The 16343-nt window shown below is 63.8% G+C and carries 14 protein-coding genes; 3 read left to right on the top strand and 11 right to left on the bottom strand.

Annotated elements, in window-relative coordinates:
- Nucleotides 1-24: 24 nt before the first annotated feature.
- From ATE67_RS13440 to ATE67_RS13430, 3 genes are all read right to left on the bottom strand, one after another.
- On the bottom strand, nucleotides 25-924 hold the full coding sequence (locus ATE67_RS13440) for an ROK family protein (protein WP_331458770.1): 900 nt from the start codon (nucleotides 922-924) through the stop codon (nucleotides 25-27).
- Nucleotides 921-2066: a glycoside hydrolase family 68 protein gene (locus ATE67_RS13435; RefSeq protein ID WP_082660373.1), complete on the bottom strand. Its 1146-nt coding sequence runs from the start codon at nucleotides 2064-2066 to the stop codon at nucleotides 921-923. Before ATE67_RS13435 ends, ATE67_RS13440 begins: the two co-directional genes overlap by 4 nt.
- 77 nt (nucleotides 2067-2143) lie before the next feature.
- Nucleotides 2144-4639 carry a TonB-dependent receptor domain-containing protein gene (locus ATE67_RS13430; RefSeq protein WP_058817198.1) on the bottom strand — a complete coding sequence of 832 codons (2496 nt, stop codon included), beginning with the start codon at nucleotides 4637-4639 and terminating at the stop codon, nucleotides 2144-2146.
- A gap of 153 nt (nucleotides 4640-4792) precedes the next feature.
- Here ATE67_RS13430 and ATE67_RS13425 point away from each other — a divergent pair, with 153 nt between their 5' ends.
- Complete coding sequence (locus tag ATE67_RS13425) at nucleotides 4793-6130, top strand: MFS transporter (RefSeq protein WP_058817197.1); 1338 nt, start codon at nucleotides 4793-4795, stop codon at nucleotides 6128-6130.
- 68 nt (nucleotides 6131-6198) lie between these two features.
- Entirely contained in the window at nucleotides 6199-7257 is a 1059-nt protein-coding gene (locus tag ATE67_RS13420; protein WP_058817196.1) for a LacI family DNA-binding transcriptional regulator, read from the top strand.
- A gap of 108 nt (nucleotides 7258-7365) precedes the next feature.
- On the opposite strand, the gene ATE67_RS13415 is transcribed toward ATE67_RS13420, so the two are convergent.
- Together ATE67_RS13415 and ATE67_RS13410 are read right to left on the bottom strand one after the other, a co-directional pair.
- On the bottom strand, nucleotides 7366-8013 hold the full coding sequence (locus tag ATE67_RS13415) for a YoaK family protein (RefSeq protein ID WP_197411953.1): 648 nt from the start codon (nucleotides 8011-8013) through the stop codon (nucleotides 7366-7368).
- Nucleotides 8014-8355: 342 nt separating this feature from the next.
- Nucleotides 8356-9384 (bottom strand): mannose-1-phosphate guanylyltransferase, encoded by a 1029-nt coding sequence (locus ATE67_RS13410; protein ID WP_058817194.1) that lies wholly within the window; start codon nucleotides 9382-9384, stop codon nucleotides 8356-8358.
- Between the two features lie 257 nt (nucleotides 9385-9641).
- Here ATE67_RS13410 and ATE67_RS13405 point away from each other — a divergent pair, with 257 nt between their 5' ends.
- Nucleotides 9642-10388 carry an HAD-IIB family hydrolase gene (locus tag ATE67_RS13405; protein ID WP_058817193.1) on the top strand — a complete coding sequence of 249 codons (747 nt, stop codon included), beginning with the start codon at nucleotides 9642-9644 and terminating at the stop codon, nucleotides 10386-10388.
- A gap of 340 nt (nucleotides 10389-10728) precedes the next feature.
- Here ATE67_RS13405 and ATE67_RS13400 read toward each other — a convergent pair whose 3' ends face one another.
- The 6 genes from ATE67_RS13400 to ATE67_RS21435 form a co-directional block, all read right to left on the bottom strand.
- A complete protein-coding gene (locus tag ATE67_RS13400) occupies nucleotides 10729-12489 on the bottom strand; it encodes an ABC transporter ATP-binding protein (protein WP_058817192.1) in 1761 nt (586 codons plus the stop codon).
- Nucleotides 12476-13399: an HPr kinase/phosphorylase gene (locus tag ATE67_RS13395; RefSeq protein ID WP_058817191.1), complete on the bottom strand. Its 924-nt coding sequence runs from the start codon at nucleotides 13397-13399 to the stop codon at nucleotides 12476-12478. Before ATE67_RS13395 ends, ATE67_RS13400 begins: the two co-directional genes overlap by 14 nt.
- Nucleotides 13396-15276: an asparagine synthase-related protein gene (locus ATE67_RS13390; protein ID WP_058817190.1), complete on the bottom strand. Its 1881-nt coding sequence runs from the start codon at nucleotides 15274-15276 to the stop codon at nucleotides 13396-13398. Before ATE67_RS13390 ends, ATE67_RS13395 begins: the two co-directional genes overlap by 4 nt.
- A gap of 4 nt (nucleotides 15277-15280) precedes the next feature.
- Nucleotides 15281-15673, bottom strand: coding sequence for a lasso peptide biosynthesis B2 protein (locus tag ATE67_RS13385; protein WP_058817189.1), 393 nt, complete (start codon nucleotides 15671-15673; stop codon nucleotides 15281-15283).
- A gap of 25 nt (nucleotides 15674-15698) precedes the next feature.
- The gene (locus ATE67_RS13380) at nucleotides 15699-15920 is read right to left on the bottom strand and encodes a PqqD family protein (protein WP_058817188.1); all 222 of its coding nucleotides are present in this window, start codon (nucleotides 15918-15920) and stop codon (nucleotides 15699-15701) included.
- Between the two features lie 145 nt (nucleotides 15921-16065).
- Complete coding sequence (locus ATE67_RS21435) at nucleotides 16066-16209, bottom strand: lasso RiPP family leader peptide-containing protein (RefSeq protein WP_156417023.1); 144 nt, start codon at nucleotides 16207-16209, stop codon at nucleotides 16066-16068.
- Between the last annotated feature and the right edge of the window lie 134 nt (nucleotides 16210-16343).

Raw genomic sequence — 16343 nt, 5'->3', positions numbered from 1 at the left:
ACCACCGTCGTCTTTAGTCGCCGTTTAAGCCCGCGAAGCTTCGCTCGCGCGTCGGGCGAGGAGTAAAGCGCCGGTCGGTCCAGCATCATCCTCAAGGTCAGGGGTGACCACAAGTTCGCGCAGCTGTTTTGCAGTTACATCTGTAAGATATGCCGCCAGGAGACGCGGGACCGCCGCTGTTGCAGCGGTGAGCAGGTGCGTCTGCCGCTGCGCCACGCCACCGCCGATCACGATCCGCTGGGGTGAGTAGCTCAGGATCAGCGAGGCGACCAGCTCGGCAAGGTCGGCGGCAACGGGTTGCCAGGCCGGATCATCGGAGGGCACTTCGGCTGGGTGACGCCCGAAGCGCGCCGCGAGCGCAGGCCCGCTTACCAGGCCTTCGAGGCAGTCGCCGTGAAACGGACAATGTCCCGCGAACCGATCGCCGGCGGCGCGGCGCAAACGCAGATGGCCGATCTCGGGATGCAAAATGCCGTGCACCGGCTTGCCATCGACGAGGATGCCGCCGCCGATCCCGGTTCCGATCGTGACATAGACCATGATTGCACAATCTTGCGCCGCGCCCAGCGCATATTCGGCGAGCGCCGCGGCGTTGACATCCGTATCGATCGCGGTCGGCAGCTCCAGTCGCTCGCACAGCAGCGTGCGCACGCGAGCGCCGCTCCAGCCGGGCTTCGGCGTGGTCAGAATCTCGCTATAGTCCGGTGCGCGCTCGTCGACGCGGACCGGGCCGAAGCTGGCGATGCCAAGCGCCGCTATCGCCCGCTCGGCGTGCCACGCCTCGATGATATCGGCAGCGTGCCTCAAAGTGGAATCGGGGGACAGGGTGGGAAATTCGACGCGGTCGCGGATCGCGCCGGGCCTGCCCCGCACGACGATCGTCTTGGTGCCGCCAAGCTCGACGCCGGCCAGTTCCTCGATCACAATACCCCCTGCTTCAAGCGGGCGCGCGTGCCATCCAGTTCAAGATGCAGGAAAGGGGCAAACGTACCGCCGAAATGGCTGCGCCCCGATGGCTTGTTGGCGGCGCTCGGATCGTCGATGCCCCAATAATCGACAAAGCTGGCCACCGACAGATCGGGCAATACCCACCAGCTGTAAGCCTGAAAGGGTTCGCGGTTGGGGTTGGCAAGCACCAGGCCGTGATCGTTGAGGAGCGTCCACGGACCCTCGATCCGGTCGGCGACCGCGCCGTAAAGGCCGGTCGGCGCGTCGATGCCGGGGGCGAACACCTTGGCCTGGGTCGACCAGAACAGATAGAGGCGGCCGCGGTGGGCGACGATATGGGGACGCTCGAGTTCGTTGTTCGTCCCTGTCGCGTCGATCAGCGGCGGCAGCGCGCGATAATTCCCATCGCCGGCGGCCTTCGCCAGCCCGACAAGGCCATTATGCGGCCCCGGCGCGCGCGCAGAGGATGCGGTAAAGAGCAGATACTCCTCGCCGGCGTCGCCGCGCCACGCAAAGGGATCGCGGAACGCCTTGATCTCGCCGAGCCGCCCGCCCGGTGCGTCGGCGTCGAGATAGACGCCGCCGGGCGTCAGCAGCTCGCGCGGCGCCGACCAGCGGCCAAAGATCGCCTCGGTCTGATCGCCGAGTGGCGCGCTGGTCACGAACAAGCGCTGCAGATAGCTCGGATTGCTCTCGCCGCGCCGGCCCGCGGCGGTGAAATAGAGATGCACGTCGCCCTCGTCCAGCCGGGCCGAGCCCGACCATTCGCGGCTGCCGGCGGAAAAACCCGTTGGCAGCGTCGGGCCGAGGTGTTGGAAGCCGTTGGCAAGACGATGGAAATGGTGGATGCGCGCCGCAAAATGCCGCTGTTCGGGATCGGCCCCGACCGGCGCGGCGAGCGCGAACCACAATTCGCCGCCGCGCCACTCGACCGGCTGCCCCGTGACATCGGCGAGCGGCCAGGCGTCCCAGATGTCGAGGTCGGACGCGGCGCGCCGGACGTCGGCGGCGCACAGCACCGGCGCGCGCGCAGGGGCGGCGGCTTCGATCCGCTGGCCGGCGGCAAGCCGCCAGTGCATCGTGTGGATGCCTGTCGTCGCGATCTGCGAGATCGGCATTGCTTTTGACTCCTCAGGCAAAGCATCAGGAATGCCGGCCGAAACCGGCATTCCTGTGCCCTGCGACCCAGCGCGGTTCAGAATTCGAACCGCAACGAGGCCGAGACGGTCCGGCCGTTGATCGATCGGGCACGAATGAAATTATTCGCGCCTGGCACGATTGCGCCTTCCTCCGCCTCGGTAATCCCGGTGACATTGAAAAGATTGTTGGCGTTGAGCGACAGCTCGACATTGTCGAGCGGCCTGAAATTGACGAAGGCGTTGACCTGCGTATAGGCGGGGAACACCAGCTGGTTGTTGTCCTGCGCGAAGGCTTTGGTCGTGCCGACGATATTGAAGCCCGCGCGCACCAGGTCGAAATCGACCGCCGGGGTGATCTGATAGATCAGATTGGCCTGGCGGCGCGGCGTGTTGCCTTCATTGGCGGGCGAGATCGCGTCCTTCGAAATTTCGGCATCGGTATAGGTCGCGCCGAGACGCAGGTCGAAGATACCCGACCGGAATGCGCCTTCCAGCTCGACGCCGGTCGCCTTGTAGGTGCGGTTGAGGAAGCGGCCGCTGGTGACCTCGAAATTCTGTTCCTGGGTGGTGGCGTGGAAGCCGGTCAGGAACAGACCGAACGGACCGCTGCGATATTTTACGCCGACCTCATATTGCGTCACATAGTCGATCGCGTCCGCCTTGCGCACCGACCCGTCGGGGCGCACGACCCCGAACAGCAGGCGGTCGGCGTTGGCGCGCCCGCCGCGGCTGGCGCGTGCGAACACCGCGGCGTCGTCCGACAGGCGGTAATTGGCGCCGAGCGACCAGGACCAGTAACCGACGTTGTAATGGACCGGGCTGGGCCGGCCATTGTCGATCAGTGACACGCTGCGTTCGACCGGCTGGATCGTGCCGTCGCCATTGACGTCGAAATTCGTCGCCTGAAGCGAACCGGCATAGTCGCCGCGCGCGCGGACATGATCGTAGCGGACGCTGGCGTCGAGCGTCAGCGCGTCAAAATCGAGCCCGAGCGCTGCGTAAGGCGCATCGATGTCGTAGGTCGCATTATAGCTGCGCTGGCAGCAATTGCCCCAGAAAGGCACGCCATAGGCATAGAGGCCGTTCTGCGTCAGCACCTGTCCGGTGGCATTGTTGACCACATTGACCAGCGCCGCATTGTCGCCCTTCACTTCCATGAGATAGCTGTTCCACACCCAGTCCATGTCGATATTCTGGCGCGCCTTGTAGAAACCGGCGGTCAGCGTCGCGGGGCCGATGTCCTTGCTGAGCTTGAAATCGTTGGTGAAGCCCCCGAAATCGTTGATCTCCACATTGAACAAATGCGTGCGCATCAGCAGGCCATTGCCGTTGAGTGAGGCCGGGTTGATCGCTTGGCCCGCATTGGGGCCATTGGCGTAGCGTAGCGAAAAGGTCGTGCCGACAGGGACCGCACCGGCGAAATCGCCGGTCAGCAGATAGGCGCCGGTCGAATTGGCAAGGGCCTGGGCGCCGCCGACTTCGGACGGGAAGGGCGAGACGAAGCGGCCGCTGACTTCGGACCAGCGGAAGCGGTTTTCGACCCGAAAGCCGTCGGCAGGTTCGAACACCGCCTCGAACCCGACCGCGGTGACCACGGGATGCATGCCGTCGGTTATGTCGGTCGTCCGGCGATTGTTATTGCCATCGAGCCCGACGTCGGTGGTGAAGAAGGCGCTGTGCGGGGTGTCCGATTTGATGTTGAAGCCCGGGAAGGACTGATATTTCGGATCCGCATTGCTGCCCGTCACCAGGGTCGGCATCGGCAGGTAGCCGATCGCGCGATCGTCGAGGCGCTTGGCATAGAGGCGAATATAGCCCGAATCGAACTCCTGGGTCAGGTTCGCTTTGATCTGGTAGCCGCTGTTGCCGTTATAGCCGGCGTTCCGCGGCCCTTCGCCTTCGCGCCAGAAGCCGCCGATGTTGAAGCGCGTCTTGTCGCCGAGCGGGGCGCCATAGTTGAAGTCGAGCCGATATTCCTCATAATCGAGGCCGAGTGTCGCCATGACGACGCCGCCGGCCTCGCTGCCGTCCTTCGACAGGAAGTTGATCACGCCGCCGGGGGCGTTCGACGCCAGCGTCGAGGCCGATCCGCCGCGCACCGCCTGGATCGATGCGACGGTCTGGTCAGCGCGCAGAAAAATGTCGGCATTGCCGAAGGCGATGTCGCCGAACTGCATCACCGGCAGGCCGTCTTCCTGCAGCTGGAGGAATTTGGCGCCCCCCGATGCAACGGGCAGACCGCGCACCGCGATATTGGCATTGCCGTCGCCGCCGGTGGCTTCGGACCGGATGCCCGGGATCTGCCGGAAAATTTCGGCTGTCGTACGCGGCGCCGCTTCGGCCACGGCCGATTCCGACAAGACGCTGACCGATACAGAGCTATCGAGGCGGTTGCCGCCGCGCGGCGTCGCGGTGACGATGATGGCATCGAGGTCGAGAACGTCCTCGCTCGACGCCCGGTCGGCAGGCGGGGCGGCACCTTGTGCCATCGCAGCGACGGGAAGCAGGAACAGGCCAGCCGAACTGGCCGCCAACAGCGCACGGTATGTCATCGCAAGTCTCCCAAAGTTCTTTTTTGATTCGTCGCCTTGCATAATCCCGATTCAATCGATTGCAATAACAAAATGCAATCGATTGCATTTTCGACACTTTCGGTTACGAGTGGCAGGACAAGGCGTTCGCAAGGCAGCGCCGGGGAGAGGAAAATGGCGGAAATCGGCAAGCCGAGGCTGTCGCTTTGGCGAATCATCGAAATGAACATCGGCTTTTTCGGGCTGCAATTCAGTTTCGGGCTGCAACAGGCCAATATGGGCCCGATCTATGGTTTCCTCGGCGCCGACGAGGCGACGATGCCGCTGCTCTGGCTCGCCGGGCCGATGACCGGCCTGCTCGTCCAGCCGATCATCGGCGCGATGAGCGACCGCACCCGGTCGCGGTTCGGGCGCCGCACGCCCTATTTCCTGATCGGGGCGATCATCTGTTCGATCAGCCTATTCCTGATGCCCACTTCGCCGACGTTGTGGATGGCGGCCTCGCTGCTCTGGCTGCTCGATGCGGGCAATAATGTCACCATGGAGCCCTACCGCGCCTATGTCGCGGATCGCCTCGCGCCCGATCAACGCCCGGTCGGCTTTCTGACCCAGAGCGCGTTTACCGGGCTGGCGCAGACCCTGTCCTATCTGGCGCCCTCGCTGCTGGCGCTTGTGATCGACCGCAATCTGCTCGATGCGAACGGCATCCCCCAGATTGTCCGCATTGCCTTCGTGATCGGCGCAGTGCTGTCGCTTTCGACAATCCTGTGGTCGGTTATCCGCGTGCCTGAGCTGCCTCTGACGGTGCAGGAGGAGGCGATGCTCGACGAGCGTCCGTTGACCGTGCGGGCGACGCTTGCCGACATCCGCGACGCCATCGTCGCCATGCCGCGCCCGATGCGGCAGCTGGCGCTCGCGATGTTCTGCCAATGGTATGCGATGTTCCTTTATTGGCAGTTCATCGCCTTTGCGCTGGCGCGCTCACTTCACGGCACGACCGATCCGGCGACCCAGGGGTTTCGCGATGCGGCGCTGACCGCGCAGCAACTGGGCGCCTTTTACAATCTGGTCGCTTTCGCCAGCGCGCTGCTGCTGATCCCGGTGGTCCGGCGCTGGGGCGCGCGCAGCATCCATGCGCTGTGCCTGACCGGATCGGGGCTGGCCATGCTGGCGATCCCGCAGCTCGGCAGCGCGGGCCCGCTCGCCCTCTATGCCGCGATGCTCGGCATCGGTATCGGTTGGGCGGGGATGATGGGCAACACCTACGTGATGCTGGCCGACGCCATCCCGCCCGAACGCAACGGCATCTATATGGGCATCTTCAACATGTTCATCGTCATCCCGATGCTGATCGAAACCCTCACCATGCCGCTCATCTATCGTCCGCTACTGGGCGGCGACCCGCGCAATGCAATCATGCTGGGAGGCATGCTCATGCTGGCGGGCGCGGTGGCGACGATGGTCGTCGACGCCGGGCGGGCCGTCCGGCGCGGCGACGAGGTGGCGGCCTGACAAGCTGTTCGCGGCTGCCCCGATTTCATGCTAGGCGCGCGTCACGATATCAGGAGCGTGCTGGGAATATGGCGGACGGTGACGGCGAAGAGGATGGCAGGCAAATTCGCACCCTGGCCGATCTCGCCCGCGTTGCGGGCGTATCGACCGGCACCGTGTCGCGCGCGCTCGCCGGCAGTTCGCTCGTCAATCCGAAGACGCGCAACCATATCCGCGACCTTGCCCGCCGGCACGGCGTGCGGCCCAACCAGATGGCCAGCAAGCTGCGTTCGCGCCGTACCGGCGTGATCGGCGTCGTCATTCCGCTGGGCCATGAACGGCGCCAGCATATCTCCGACCCCTTCTTCATGACCTTGCTTGGCGCCTTGGCCGACGAGCTGACCGAAAGCGGCTATGACATCATGCTCAGCCGGGCGATCCCCGACGAGAATGAGGAATGGCTCGATCGCATCACCGGCTCGGGCATGACCGACGGTGTGATCGTCATCGGGCAGTCGGACCAGTTCGATACGATCGAACGGGTCGCCGAATCCTATCGGCCGATGGTGGTGTGGGGGCATTATCGCACCGGCCAGCGTCATTGCGTCGTCGGGACCGACAATGCGCTGGGTGGGCGGTTGGCGGCGGAGCATCTGATCGCGCGCGGCGCGACACGGCTCTTGTTTCTGGGCGATACGACGGGGATCGAGATCGCGCAGCGGCTGGCGGGCGTCGAGCAGGCGGCAATCGCCGCGGAGATCGAGCTCACCCATTTTCCGCTTCACCTGTCGGACGAAGAAATCGTCGCGAACATCGGCGCAGCCCTGACGGCGCATGCGGGCCCGGTCGACGGCATTATCGCAGCATCGGACCTGATCGCGATGGCGGCGCTGAAAGAGCTGCATGCGCGCGGGCGCCGCGTGCCCGACGCGGTGCAAATCGTCGGCTATGACGACCTGCCGCTCGCCGCCCAGACGATGCCGCCGCTGACGACCATCCGGCAGGACATCGATTTTGGCGCGAAGGCGATCGTCGACCGGCTGCGCCGCCGTATCGAGAATGAAGACGCTGACAGCTTGGTGATGCGCCCCGAACTGATCGAACGCGAAACGTCACGCAGCAGGGGAGTATCGCCACGTCCATTTTAGTTTCCGTGGCTTAAGCGCGCGACCAAAATATTGCCCGCAACATGATCTTGCGTTGCGGGATCCTGTTTTATCCTGGGCCCAAAGTTGCCAAGGCCGCTTCCAGTCAGCTCAGGGAGACAGGGTGGCGGTCAATCTTTGCGTTATGGGAATGAGGGTTAGAGCAAAGGCGGCGGCGAACCCAAAACTCGCATCGGGAGACCAGACGTAACTGACCGCGCCAAGAATCCCGCCGAAGACGAGGGCAAGCCAAAGCAGCAGATATGGAATCCAGTCCGTCGGGCTACCGCCCAAAGCTGCGTCCGCCAGCTTATGCCCGAGTTTGACGAGGGTGCAGGTCATATAGGTGACGCCGAAACTGACCTCTCCGTCTCGGCGAAAGATCGTGTTCGAGGCGCCCATTGCGACGCACAGCAAGCCTGTGGCCGGGACATCGAACCCGCCCCATTTACAGCCGGCTGCGCCGAGGAGAAGCGCGGCGACGCCCGATATCGCCACGACCTTGCGATGGGCGAAAGTGATCTTTGCCGACGCCATGATGGTGAGGAACACGCCCACGACGAACAGGGCGATCAGCCCTGCAGCGGCGACGGCGAGACTGGTCGCCTCGGCCATACTGATCGCCATTCTGGTCGAGTTGCCGCTCATGAACGAGACGAAGAGGCCACCCGACCCGAGGAACCCGATGGCATCGACAAATCCCGCCAGCCCGGCGAGGCAGAATGCCAGTCGTTGAAAGCGGGTGTGGTATCGGATCACGAACTCATCGATAGCATCGGGGCAACAGCGATGTCTCCATCCCATTGTTCAACGCCGGCCGGCATCACGCCTTTGGTTGGTCGTGAGCAGAGTCTGCTTTGCTTGATCTCGGCGCGAAAGCTGACAGCCGACTAACGGCCACCATTGTATGATTTCTGACGAAATGACCGTGGGCAAGCCCGACGCAATGCATGACGTAGCTGATCAGCCCTGCGTTCCATCCAACGTGTCGCGGGCTGCGAAAGCGCCGCCCGATCCTGCCGAGCTGGAATGCCCGAAAGCAGGCCGGAAACGCTCATCGTTTCCTCGGGTTGGAGGCGGGGAGCCCGACGAACGCGTTGCTCATGGCCTGGCATTGGCGGCGGTCCGGACGTCTTGTGAACGGGACAGCGGGAGGATGAGAATGTCGTCGCCGTCGACGACGACCGCCATGCCCTCCAACCCGATGATCGAGACCCGCTTGTCTCCCGCCCGCACCAGGCACGCGCGGCAGTCCAGAAGAACCGCGTCGCCCGTTGCCACATTGCCGCAGTCGTCCGACGAAGCGCCGAGCGCATGGACCGCTTGCCAGCTGCCAAGGTCGGACCAGCCCATCGCCGCAGGAACGACCGCAACGCGGCCGTCCTTTTCCATGACGGCATAGTCGATGGAAACCGACGGCGCGTCTCCGAACGTTCCCGCGTCGACGTAGAGCGCGTTGCCCTCGCGCGCTCCTGCCGCGACTGCCGCTTCGGCCGCATGAAGAACCTCGGGGCAATGCGTCTGCATCGCATCGCGCATGCGGCCCGCCCGAAAAAGGAAGATGCCGGCGTTCCAGCTGTAGCCGCCTGCGGCGATCATCTTTTCGGCTTCTTCGAGCGGCGGCTTTTCGACGAAGCGATCGACGGCAAAGCCGCCGTTGCCCAGCGCATCGCCGCTGGCGATATAGCCGAAGCCCGTTTCCGGGCGGTCGGGGGTGATCCCGAATGTGACGAGCCAGTCCTGCTCGGCGAGCCCCGCGCCTTTCGCGATGGCCTCCTGAAAGGATGAAGTATCGGCGATCACATGGTCGCTCGGCATCACGAGCAGCAATGTGTCCCGATCGGCCTGCGCCACCGCGAGCGCGATGGCGGCGGCGGTGTTGCGCGGCATCGGCTCCACCAGAAGGCCGGCTTCGGACCTGCCCATCTGTTCGCGGACGATCGCCACATGCGCTTCGCCGCACAGGATGACCGCGGGCAAGAACCGCATTGCGTCAGCCGTTCGCGCAATGGTTTGCTGGAACAGGCTGTCGCTGCCGGTCAGCGACAGGAATTGCTTGGCGCGCGCGCCCCGCGATTCGGGCCACAGGCGGGTCCCGGCCCCGCCGCAGAGGATTACGGGCTGAATCATTCGGCAGGCCTCCGTTCGATGTCTGGACGCTCGCCTCTCCCTGTTCGATCTTAGGGAAAAGAAAGGCGGCTTCAACCATTTTGCTGCACCTGCGAAGAAAACTTGATCCGCGCTGGCGTCGGCGCCTATCATCGGCTTGTCCGGAGCGTGGTTGGCGGTGCGGAGGTCGCGGTTGGCAAAGGCAACGGGACCGGAGGGATGTTACGAACAGGTGCGGGGCGAACGCCCCTCGTGATCCCTTTTCAGGAGTTATCCGAATGAAGCAGCTCGTCGCCTTCGACCTCGATGGAACGCTTGCCGAAAGCAAGCAGCCCTTGTCCGACTGGATGGGCGAGGCAATTGCCGATCTGATGGGGGTCGCGCATGTCGCCGTCATTTCGGGCGGCGATTGGCCGCAATTCGAGAAGCAGGTGGCAAGCCGTCTGCCGGCGCGCGCGGAACGGTCGCGGCTCTGGCTGATGCCGACAACCGGGACCAAACTTTATACCCATGGGGCCGAAGGCTGGGCACCGGTCTACTCAGAACTTTTCGACGAGGCGCAGAAACGCGATATTTTCGAGGCATTCGATGCGTCGCTCGAAGCGACGGGCTTCGTTCCCGAACAGACTTGGGGCGAACGGATCGAAGATCGCGGCAGCCAGATCACCTTCTCGGCGCTCGGCCAGCAGGCGCCGATCCACGCCAAGGACGTCTGGGACCCCGATTTTGCGAAGCGCAAGATCATCCAGGCCGACCTTCGCATGCGCTTGCCCGGGCTGTCGATCAACATGGGCGGCGCGACGTCGATCGACATCACGCGCGAGGGTGTCGACAAGGCCTATGGGCTGAAGAGGTTGCGGGATGCGAGCGGCATTCCGCTCGATGCGATGATGTTCATCGGCGACGCGATCTTTCCCGGCGGCAACGACTATCCGGCCAAGGAACTGGGTCTCGACACCGTTCGGGTCCGCGATCCCCGGGAAACGCTGTCGGTTATCGAAGCGATCGTCGCGTGTCAGAAATGATGGTTAACGGCACCGGTCAGATCGACATCCAGATCCAATAGATAAGAACCCAGAGCGATACCGAAATGCCAAGGCCTATGAGCCATCCGGCCCAGCGAATGGGATTCGCGCCGGCTGCCCGCCGGCCTGCGTCGATTGCCGAACTGCGCATATCTTGCCCCCGATCTCGGTCCCTGGGGCCAAGTGGCGATTCTCCGGTTAAATTGTCGTGAATCTGCTTTGTGCGGAGCGGAGACTCTGTCCCGTTGCGGGACCCGTGATCGTCCTGCGAATCGCCCATGATTCACATCCTCTCGTTCGCCCCTGTGGCGACATCTTCTGCCGAGATGCCGTACGGATATTAGAGAGCGATTCTCCCGCCGTCCATCACTTCCAACGGGACAGGGCTGGAAGACGCCTTGCCGTCCTCCAGCACGATGACATGGTCGGCCGCCGCCAGCATCGCGGGCCGGTGTGCGACGACGACGATGGTCATCCGGTCGCGGAGCGACCGCACCGCTTCCACGATCCGGGCCTCGCTCGCCGCATCGAGCGCGCTCGTCGACTCGTCGAGGATCAGCAGGCGTGGGCGACGCAGGATCGCGCGGGCGATCGCGATCCTCTGGCGTTCGCCGCCTGACAGCGATTGTCCGCGGTTGCCGACCGATGTGTCGAGCCCCTCGGGCTTGCTACGCACCATCTCTGCGGCGTCGGCGAGTTCCAGCGCGGTCCACAGTTGCCCATCGTCGATCGTCTCGTCGCCGAGGCGCAGATTCGCCGCGAGCGTGTCGTTGAAGAGGAAGGTGTCCTGCGGGACAAACGCCACATGGCGTCGCCACGATCGGACAAGCGCATCGTCGAGCGTTACGCCATCGACGACGAGTTTCCCCGCGCCGGTCGGAAGAAGCCCGGACACGATGTCGAGCAGCGTCGATTTCCCGCTCCCGCTCGCGCCGCTGATCGCAGTGATTGCGCGCGCCGGGATGAAGGCCGTCACCTTGTCGAGAACGGGCGGATCGTCGAGGTCGTATCGGAAACTGACGGTATCGAGGCCGATTCCATGATCGAGCGCGATCGACTGGACGGCGGCGGCCGATACCGGTTTTTCGACGTTGTCGCGGCAGATCTTGAGCAGCTCTACCGCAGCCCTTACCGGGGCAATGCTCGATGCCAGCTCTTGCGTCGAGGTATGCAGCGCCATCACCCGCGGCGCGAGCCGCATGAAGATGAAAAGCATCGCGAGCAGGACGGGCAATCCGATTGCCTGGAACGCCAGCGCAAAATAGATGAAAGCAGTCACGCCGAGCGTTACCAGCATCTGGTAAATTGTTGTTCCGCGCGATCTCGAAGATATGAAGCGGATATTGTGCCGGTACATCTTGTGCAGCACCGAATCCATCGCCGCGAGATGCTGTCCTTCCAGGCCGAACGTCTTCGCGGTTCGCAAACCACCGAGGAAATCGTCGACGAGCCTGAATTCGTCCCGGCGCTGGCCGGCAATCGTCTGGCCGTGCCTGAACGAGCGCCGCCGCGTCGCGTGCGTCGAAGCGAAGACGATGAGGCCGATCAGGACGCCCGCAAGGGTCATCCGCCATGACACCAACAGCGAAGCCAAAGTGAAGATGGCGGCCATAACCGCCGATTGCACGAGCAACAGGAGCTGGTTGGTCGCCAGCATCAGGCGATCGACGTTGGTGGTCAGAATCTGCGTCAGGTCCGCCGTCCGGTATCGCCCAAGAACTTGCCACCGGGTTCGCGTGACCGCGCTGAACAGCCAGTGCTGAAATTGGGCGGCGAAGCCGAACATCACCCGGGCGCTGTACACTTCCTTCCATTCGAGCAGCAGGCAGCGGAAAATCGTTGCGATGACGAAGCCCGCGACAATCATCGGCAGGGTCACCGTCAGCTGCTGGTCGAAGCCGAGGACGGGAATTCGCGCGAGGTCGATGACAAGGCTGTCGCGTTGTGACCCGAAGAGACGGAGCAGCGGAATGAGGAGGAGGATGGAGAAGATTTCGCTGAGGCTGCCCAGTACCTGCAGCGAGACCGCCTTGGTGAACGCGCCACGCGTCCCGGTCCACACCAACCGTGCGAAATCGGGAATCCCGTCAATCGAACGCATAATTTGGCGCCCTGTCGCGGCAAAGGAAGGAGGCGAGCTCGGGCAGGGCATCCAGGTCGTGCTTGACGGTCAGCAACCCGGCAGACACGCGGCTCGCCAGCGCGGCCGCTCGGGCAAAGAGCGCGGCCGCCTCGCCATCGCGTAGCGCCGCATCGCCCAGCCGGGGGAAATAGGAGAAACGGATCAGCGCCTTCAGGGTCGCCGGCCGGTCATAGACGGCAAGCGCATTGACGGACCCACGCGCGAGGACGTGAAGCCGGCCGAGCGGCCGTTGCGGCGGGTTGGGCCTGGCGAGGCGGAAGCGGATTTTATCCGCCGTGAATTTCTCGCTGCAGGGTTCCAGAACATGTCCGGCGTCGGGACGGAAGCGACCCCGCATCGTGGGCTGGAGCTTCATCACCTGATAGCCGGCCGGAACATCAAGGACCGTATCGGTGCGGATCGCGACGACATCGTCGGCGATCAGGCGGTGTCCCGCCGCAACGAGAGCCGCGGCGGTGGTTGATTTTCCTGCGCCCTTGTCCCCTAGGAAGACCGCCGCTTCTCCGTCGATTTCGACCGCACTGCCATGCAGGACATGATAGCCGCGGCGGTGCAGCAGGACCGCCATCACCGGTCCCAGGACGACGAGGCCGAGCAGGCGAACATCGAACGCGACATCGGGATCGACGGCGATGCCCTCGCCGCGCGCGGCAAAAAATCGTCCGACGGTTCGGTAGTTGAAGAAATCGCCATCGGACATCGCCACGAAATCGCGAAACCCCTCGAAAGGACGCTCGAGATGGGTCAGATCGGCAGCGAAGATCCGGATGTCCGGCTCCGCGGGTTCGGTGGGTTCGGCCTCGTCGAGCCGGAACTCGGACAGGATTGTCAGGCCGTAGGCGCGGTAGAAATAGGCCGCCACGGTCATTGCGCGGCCTCGAGATATTCATCGACGGGCAGCGGCGGCAAGTCGAGCCAGCGGGACAGGATGACGATGCGCCAGAGTCGCGTGAGCGCGGCCGTGTCGAGTTCGCCCGTTGTCCTGAGGTCGGACCAGTCGGCGCGGATCTGCGCAAGGTTGCAATAGGGCAGGATGCGGTCCGCCCTTTGCAGGATCGCCTCGTCGATAACGTCGCGGTCATGGCGGAGCAGCGATCGACGAAGATTGGCCGCGAAATCATGCTTGTCGGTCCGCAGCCGGATCTTTTCGGGCAGGATGCCCCGCATCGCCGAACGGATGAGCGAACGCGGCAGCCCGTCCTTCCATTTGTCGCTCGCTTCGGTCGTGACGCAAAATTCCATCAGGTCGACGTCGAGAAAGGGCATGCGCAGCTCGACGCCGGCAAAGGCAGCGTCGATGTCGGTGATTTCGAGCGCTTGCGAAAACAGCGCGGCGGTGAGCTTGCGAAGATGCGAGGCCTGTTCGACGGGACGCTCGCGGCCGTCTGGAGCCGTGGTCACGGCATCGCGCGATCTTGCTTGGCCGTGCCGCAGAATGCGCGTCGGCCAATGCAGCAATTTGCCGATCCCGCGCCGGATCCCGCGCCGCCAGACGAGGCGGCGGAAATGGGGCCAGGGTGGTCCCGTGATATCCCGGACGGCGCTCAGTTCCCTCCACAGCCGGATCAGGTGTCCCGAGGAGGCCAGTTCGCCGAACAGGCCGGCGCCGTCGGACACGACCTCGTCGCCGCCATGGCCGTGCAGAATTATCCGTCCGGCATGGCGGTCGTGAACCTCGTGCAGAAAATGCCGGAATATGCTGCCGTTTGGGCCGAATGGCGGCTGATCCTGTTCAAAGAGAATCTCGTCGATGTCGGCAAGCCCCGAGGCGGCGGTGCAGTCGACGACATGGTGATCGACGTCATATTGTTCGACAACCGCGCGAAAATAGTCCCGCTCGTCTTCGATGTCGGGGTCCGAAAATGTCATCGAAAAGGCGTGGACACTATCTTGCCCGCCAGTTCTCTCGACGGCGAGGGTGCTGACGATCGACGAGGAATCGAGGCCGCCGCTGAGGAATGAGCCGACCGGGAAATTGCCGCGCAGGCGGCGATTGAGGGCCTGGACGAACAGGGCGCGAAACTCCGCGCCGGCGTCGTCGCGCGGCGTCGGGAGACCGGGGTCGAGCCGCCAATAGCATTTGGTTTCGAATCCGCCGCGAGTGGCAAGCGCGAAATGCCCGGGGAGCAGCCGGTAGACGTCGTCGTAGAAGGTGCGCTGCCGTTCGGCGTCGCCTTCGTCCAGGACCCCATCGACGAACGCGGCGAGGGCTTCTTCCCTGCGCACCGCTGGAACATCGACGCGCATCGCGAGCAGGGCCTTGATTTCGGATGCGAACAGCAAATCATCGCCGACGCGGCGATAGAAGAGCGGCTTCACGCCCACCTGGTCGCGGGCAAGATAGGCACGGCGCTCAACCGGATCCCAGATCGCGATCGCGAAGTCGCCGCGCATCATCGCCGCGACTTCGGGTCCAAAGGCCCGGTAGGCGGCGAGGATCAACCGCGTGTCGGGCAACCTGTCGAGAAGCGGCGAATGATGGCCGACGCTGTCGCGCAATTTGGCGCGCAGCGCATCGCCATTGTCGAGCCGGCCGTCGAAGGCGATGGCGAAGCCGTCGTCGTCGAGCGCGAAGCCGTTGCAGCCGGTGTCGAACAACGCATGGCCCAGCAGGATATATTCGTCGTGATAGCAGGAAAGGCTATCTCGACCGCGATGTGCGATCGCATGCAAGCCCCGATCGAGCGCGGGCAAGTCGCGGTCGCGATCGTAATTGACGGGGAGAATTCCACACAGTCCGCTCATGTCGTCAAAGCTCCATCAGGGGCCGATAACTTGACAGACTCTCCCAATCGCCGCCGAGGACGATTCTATTATCGCTGACCAGCCAGGCATGGGCTTCGAAAGCCCCGTTGCCTTTCCGGACACCTATGTGAACTTGCGCAGAATATCCCCGCAACACAAGCAGCCATTTCGCGGCGACGGCCTGCACCAGGCAGGTCGGCCGAACTGTGAGGCGCGAGGCCAGGCGAATGCTCTCCGCGACCCGCAATGCGAGGCGCGCCGGCGGGGCAGGGCGATGCGCCGCAAGGGTGAGGCGGCGCGTCATGCGGTTGTAGCCCAGCAGCCAGAGGGCCAGCCGGACAAGCCACAACAGGATGAAGGCGGCCGAGATGAGCCATTTGTCCCGCCAGAGGATCACGAGACGCGACGATGGCGGACGAGGATTATTCGGCATCGGCGGCGACAATCAGGCCGGCCGCGGAAAGTTTGTTGACGAGTTCGACGACGTCTGCGTGCGCGACGCTATCCGAAACATCGTAGCATGAGGTGATGGCTGCGGACATTTCCGGGACGGTGGCGCCCGATCGCAACGTGTCCCAAATGAAGGGACCGGTCCCCGACAGGCAGAAATAAACGTTCCGGCTCGTATCGAGCAGTGCGGTCATCCCATCCAGATCGCTAAAAACGGCCGATGGACTTGGCTTCCATTTCACCTGAACATCCCCGACGATTGTCTCCGATCAAGAATGGAGGACGGGCAAGCCCGCCCCCCACTGCAACCCGCTCATTCAATCCTTCTCACCTGAACGATCAGGAGAGGAAGGTTGCGATTTGCCCAATCGTGAACGTCCCGTCCACGGCGGAGCCGGTCGAGGCGCCGAGCGTCACTTCCTCGAAGGAACCGACTTCGTCGAGCTCGGGTTTGGTGTAGGCGAGTTTCTGGGGTGTATTCATCATACCCTCCATCTGACTGGCAGGCAGGAGCGCCTACCAACGCAAAAACTTTCACGATTCGTTAACCGAGTCAATGTGTTGCAGTGCACAAATTGTTGCAGGTGCGAACGAGTATTATCGAGTCGAAATTTTCC

Origin of the sequence: Sphingopyxis sp. H050, from assembly GCF_001468265.1 — a bacterium.
Taxonomy (GTDB): Bacteria; Pseudomonadota; Alphaproteobacteria; order Sphingomonadales; family Sphingomonadaceae; genus Sphingopyxis.
The sequence above is the reverse complement of the archived record's forward strand: the minus strand, read 5'-3'. Positions and strand labels throughout refer to the sequence as shown.

Bases quoted from the DNA above. Each gene is read 5' to 3' on its own strand.
- ATE67_RS13435 (WP_082660373.1), bottom strand. From the start codon at position 2,066: ATGCCGATCTCGCAGATCGCGACGACAGGCATCCACACGATGCACTGG.
- ATE67_RS13430 (WP_058817198.1), bottom strand. From the start codon at position 4,639: ATGACATACCGTGCGCTGTTGGCGGCCAGTTCGGCTGGCCTGTTCCTG.
- ATE67_RS13425 (WP_058817197.1), top strand. From the start codon at position 4,793: ATGGCGGAAATCGGCAAGCCGAGGCTGTCGCTTTGGCGAATCATCGAA.
- ATE67_RS13420 (WP_058817196.1), top strand. From the start codon at position 6,199: ATGGCGGACGGTGACGGCGAAGAGGATGGCAGGCAAATTCGCACCCTG.
- ATE67_RS13410 (WP_058817194.1), bottom strand. From the start codon at position 9,384: ATGATTCAGCCCGTAATCCTCTGCGGCGGGGCCGGGACCCGCCTGTGG.
- ATE67_RS13405 (WP_058817193.1), top strand. From the start codon at position 9,642: ATGAAGCAGCTCGTCGCCTTCGACCTCGATGGAACGCTTGCCGAAAGC.
- ATE67_RS13400 (WP_058817192.1), bottom strand. From the start codon at position 12,489: ATGCGTTCGATTGACGGGATTCCCGATTTCGCACGGTTGGTGTGGACC.
- ATE67_RS13395 (WP_058817191.1), bottom strand. From the start codon at position 13,399: ATGACCGTGGCGGCCTATTTCTACCGCGCCTACGGCCTGACAATCCTG.
- ATE67_RS13390 (WP_058817190.1), bottom strand. From the start codon at position 15,276: ATGAGCGGACTGTGTGGAATTCTCCCCGTCAATTACGATCGCGACCGC.
- ATE67_RS13380 (WP_058817188.1), bottom strand. From the start codon at position 15,920: ATGACCGCACTGCTCGATACGAGCCGGAACGTTTATTTCTGCCTGTCG.
- ATE67_RS21435 (WP_156417023.1), bottom strand. From the start codon at position 16,209: ATGAATACACCCCAGAAACTCGCCTACACCAAACCCGAGCTCGACGAA.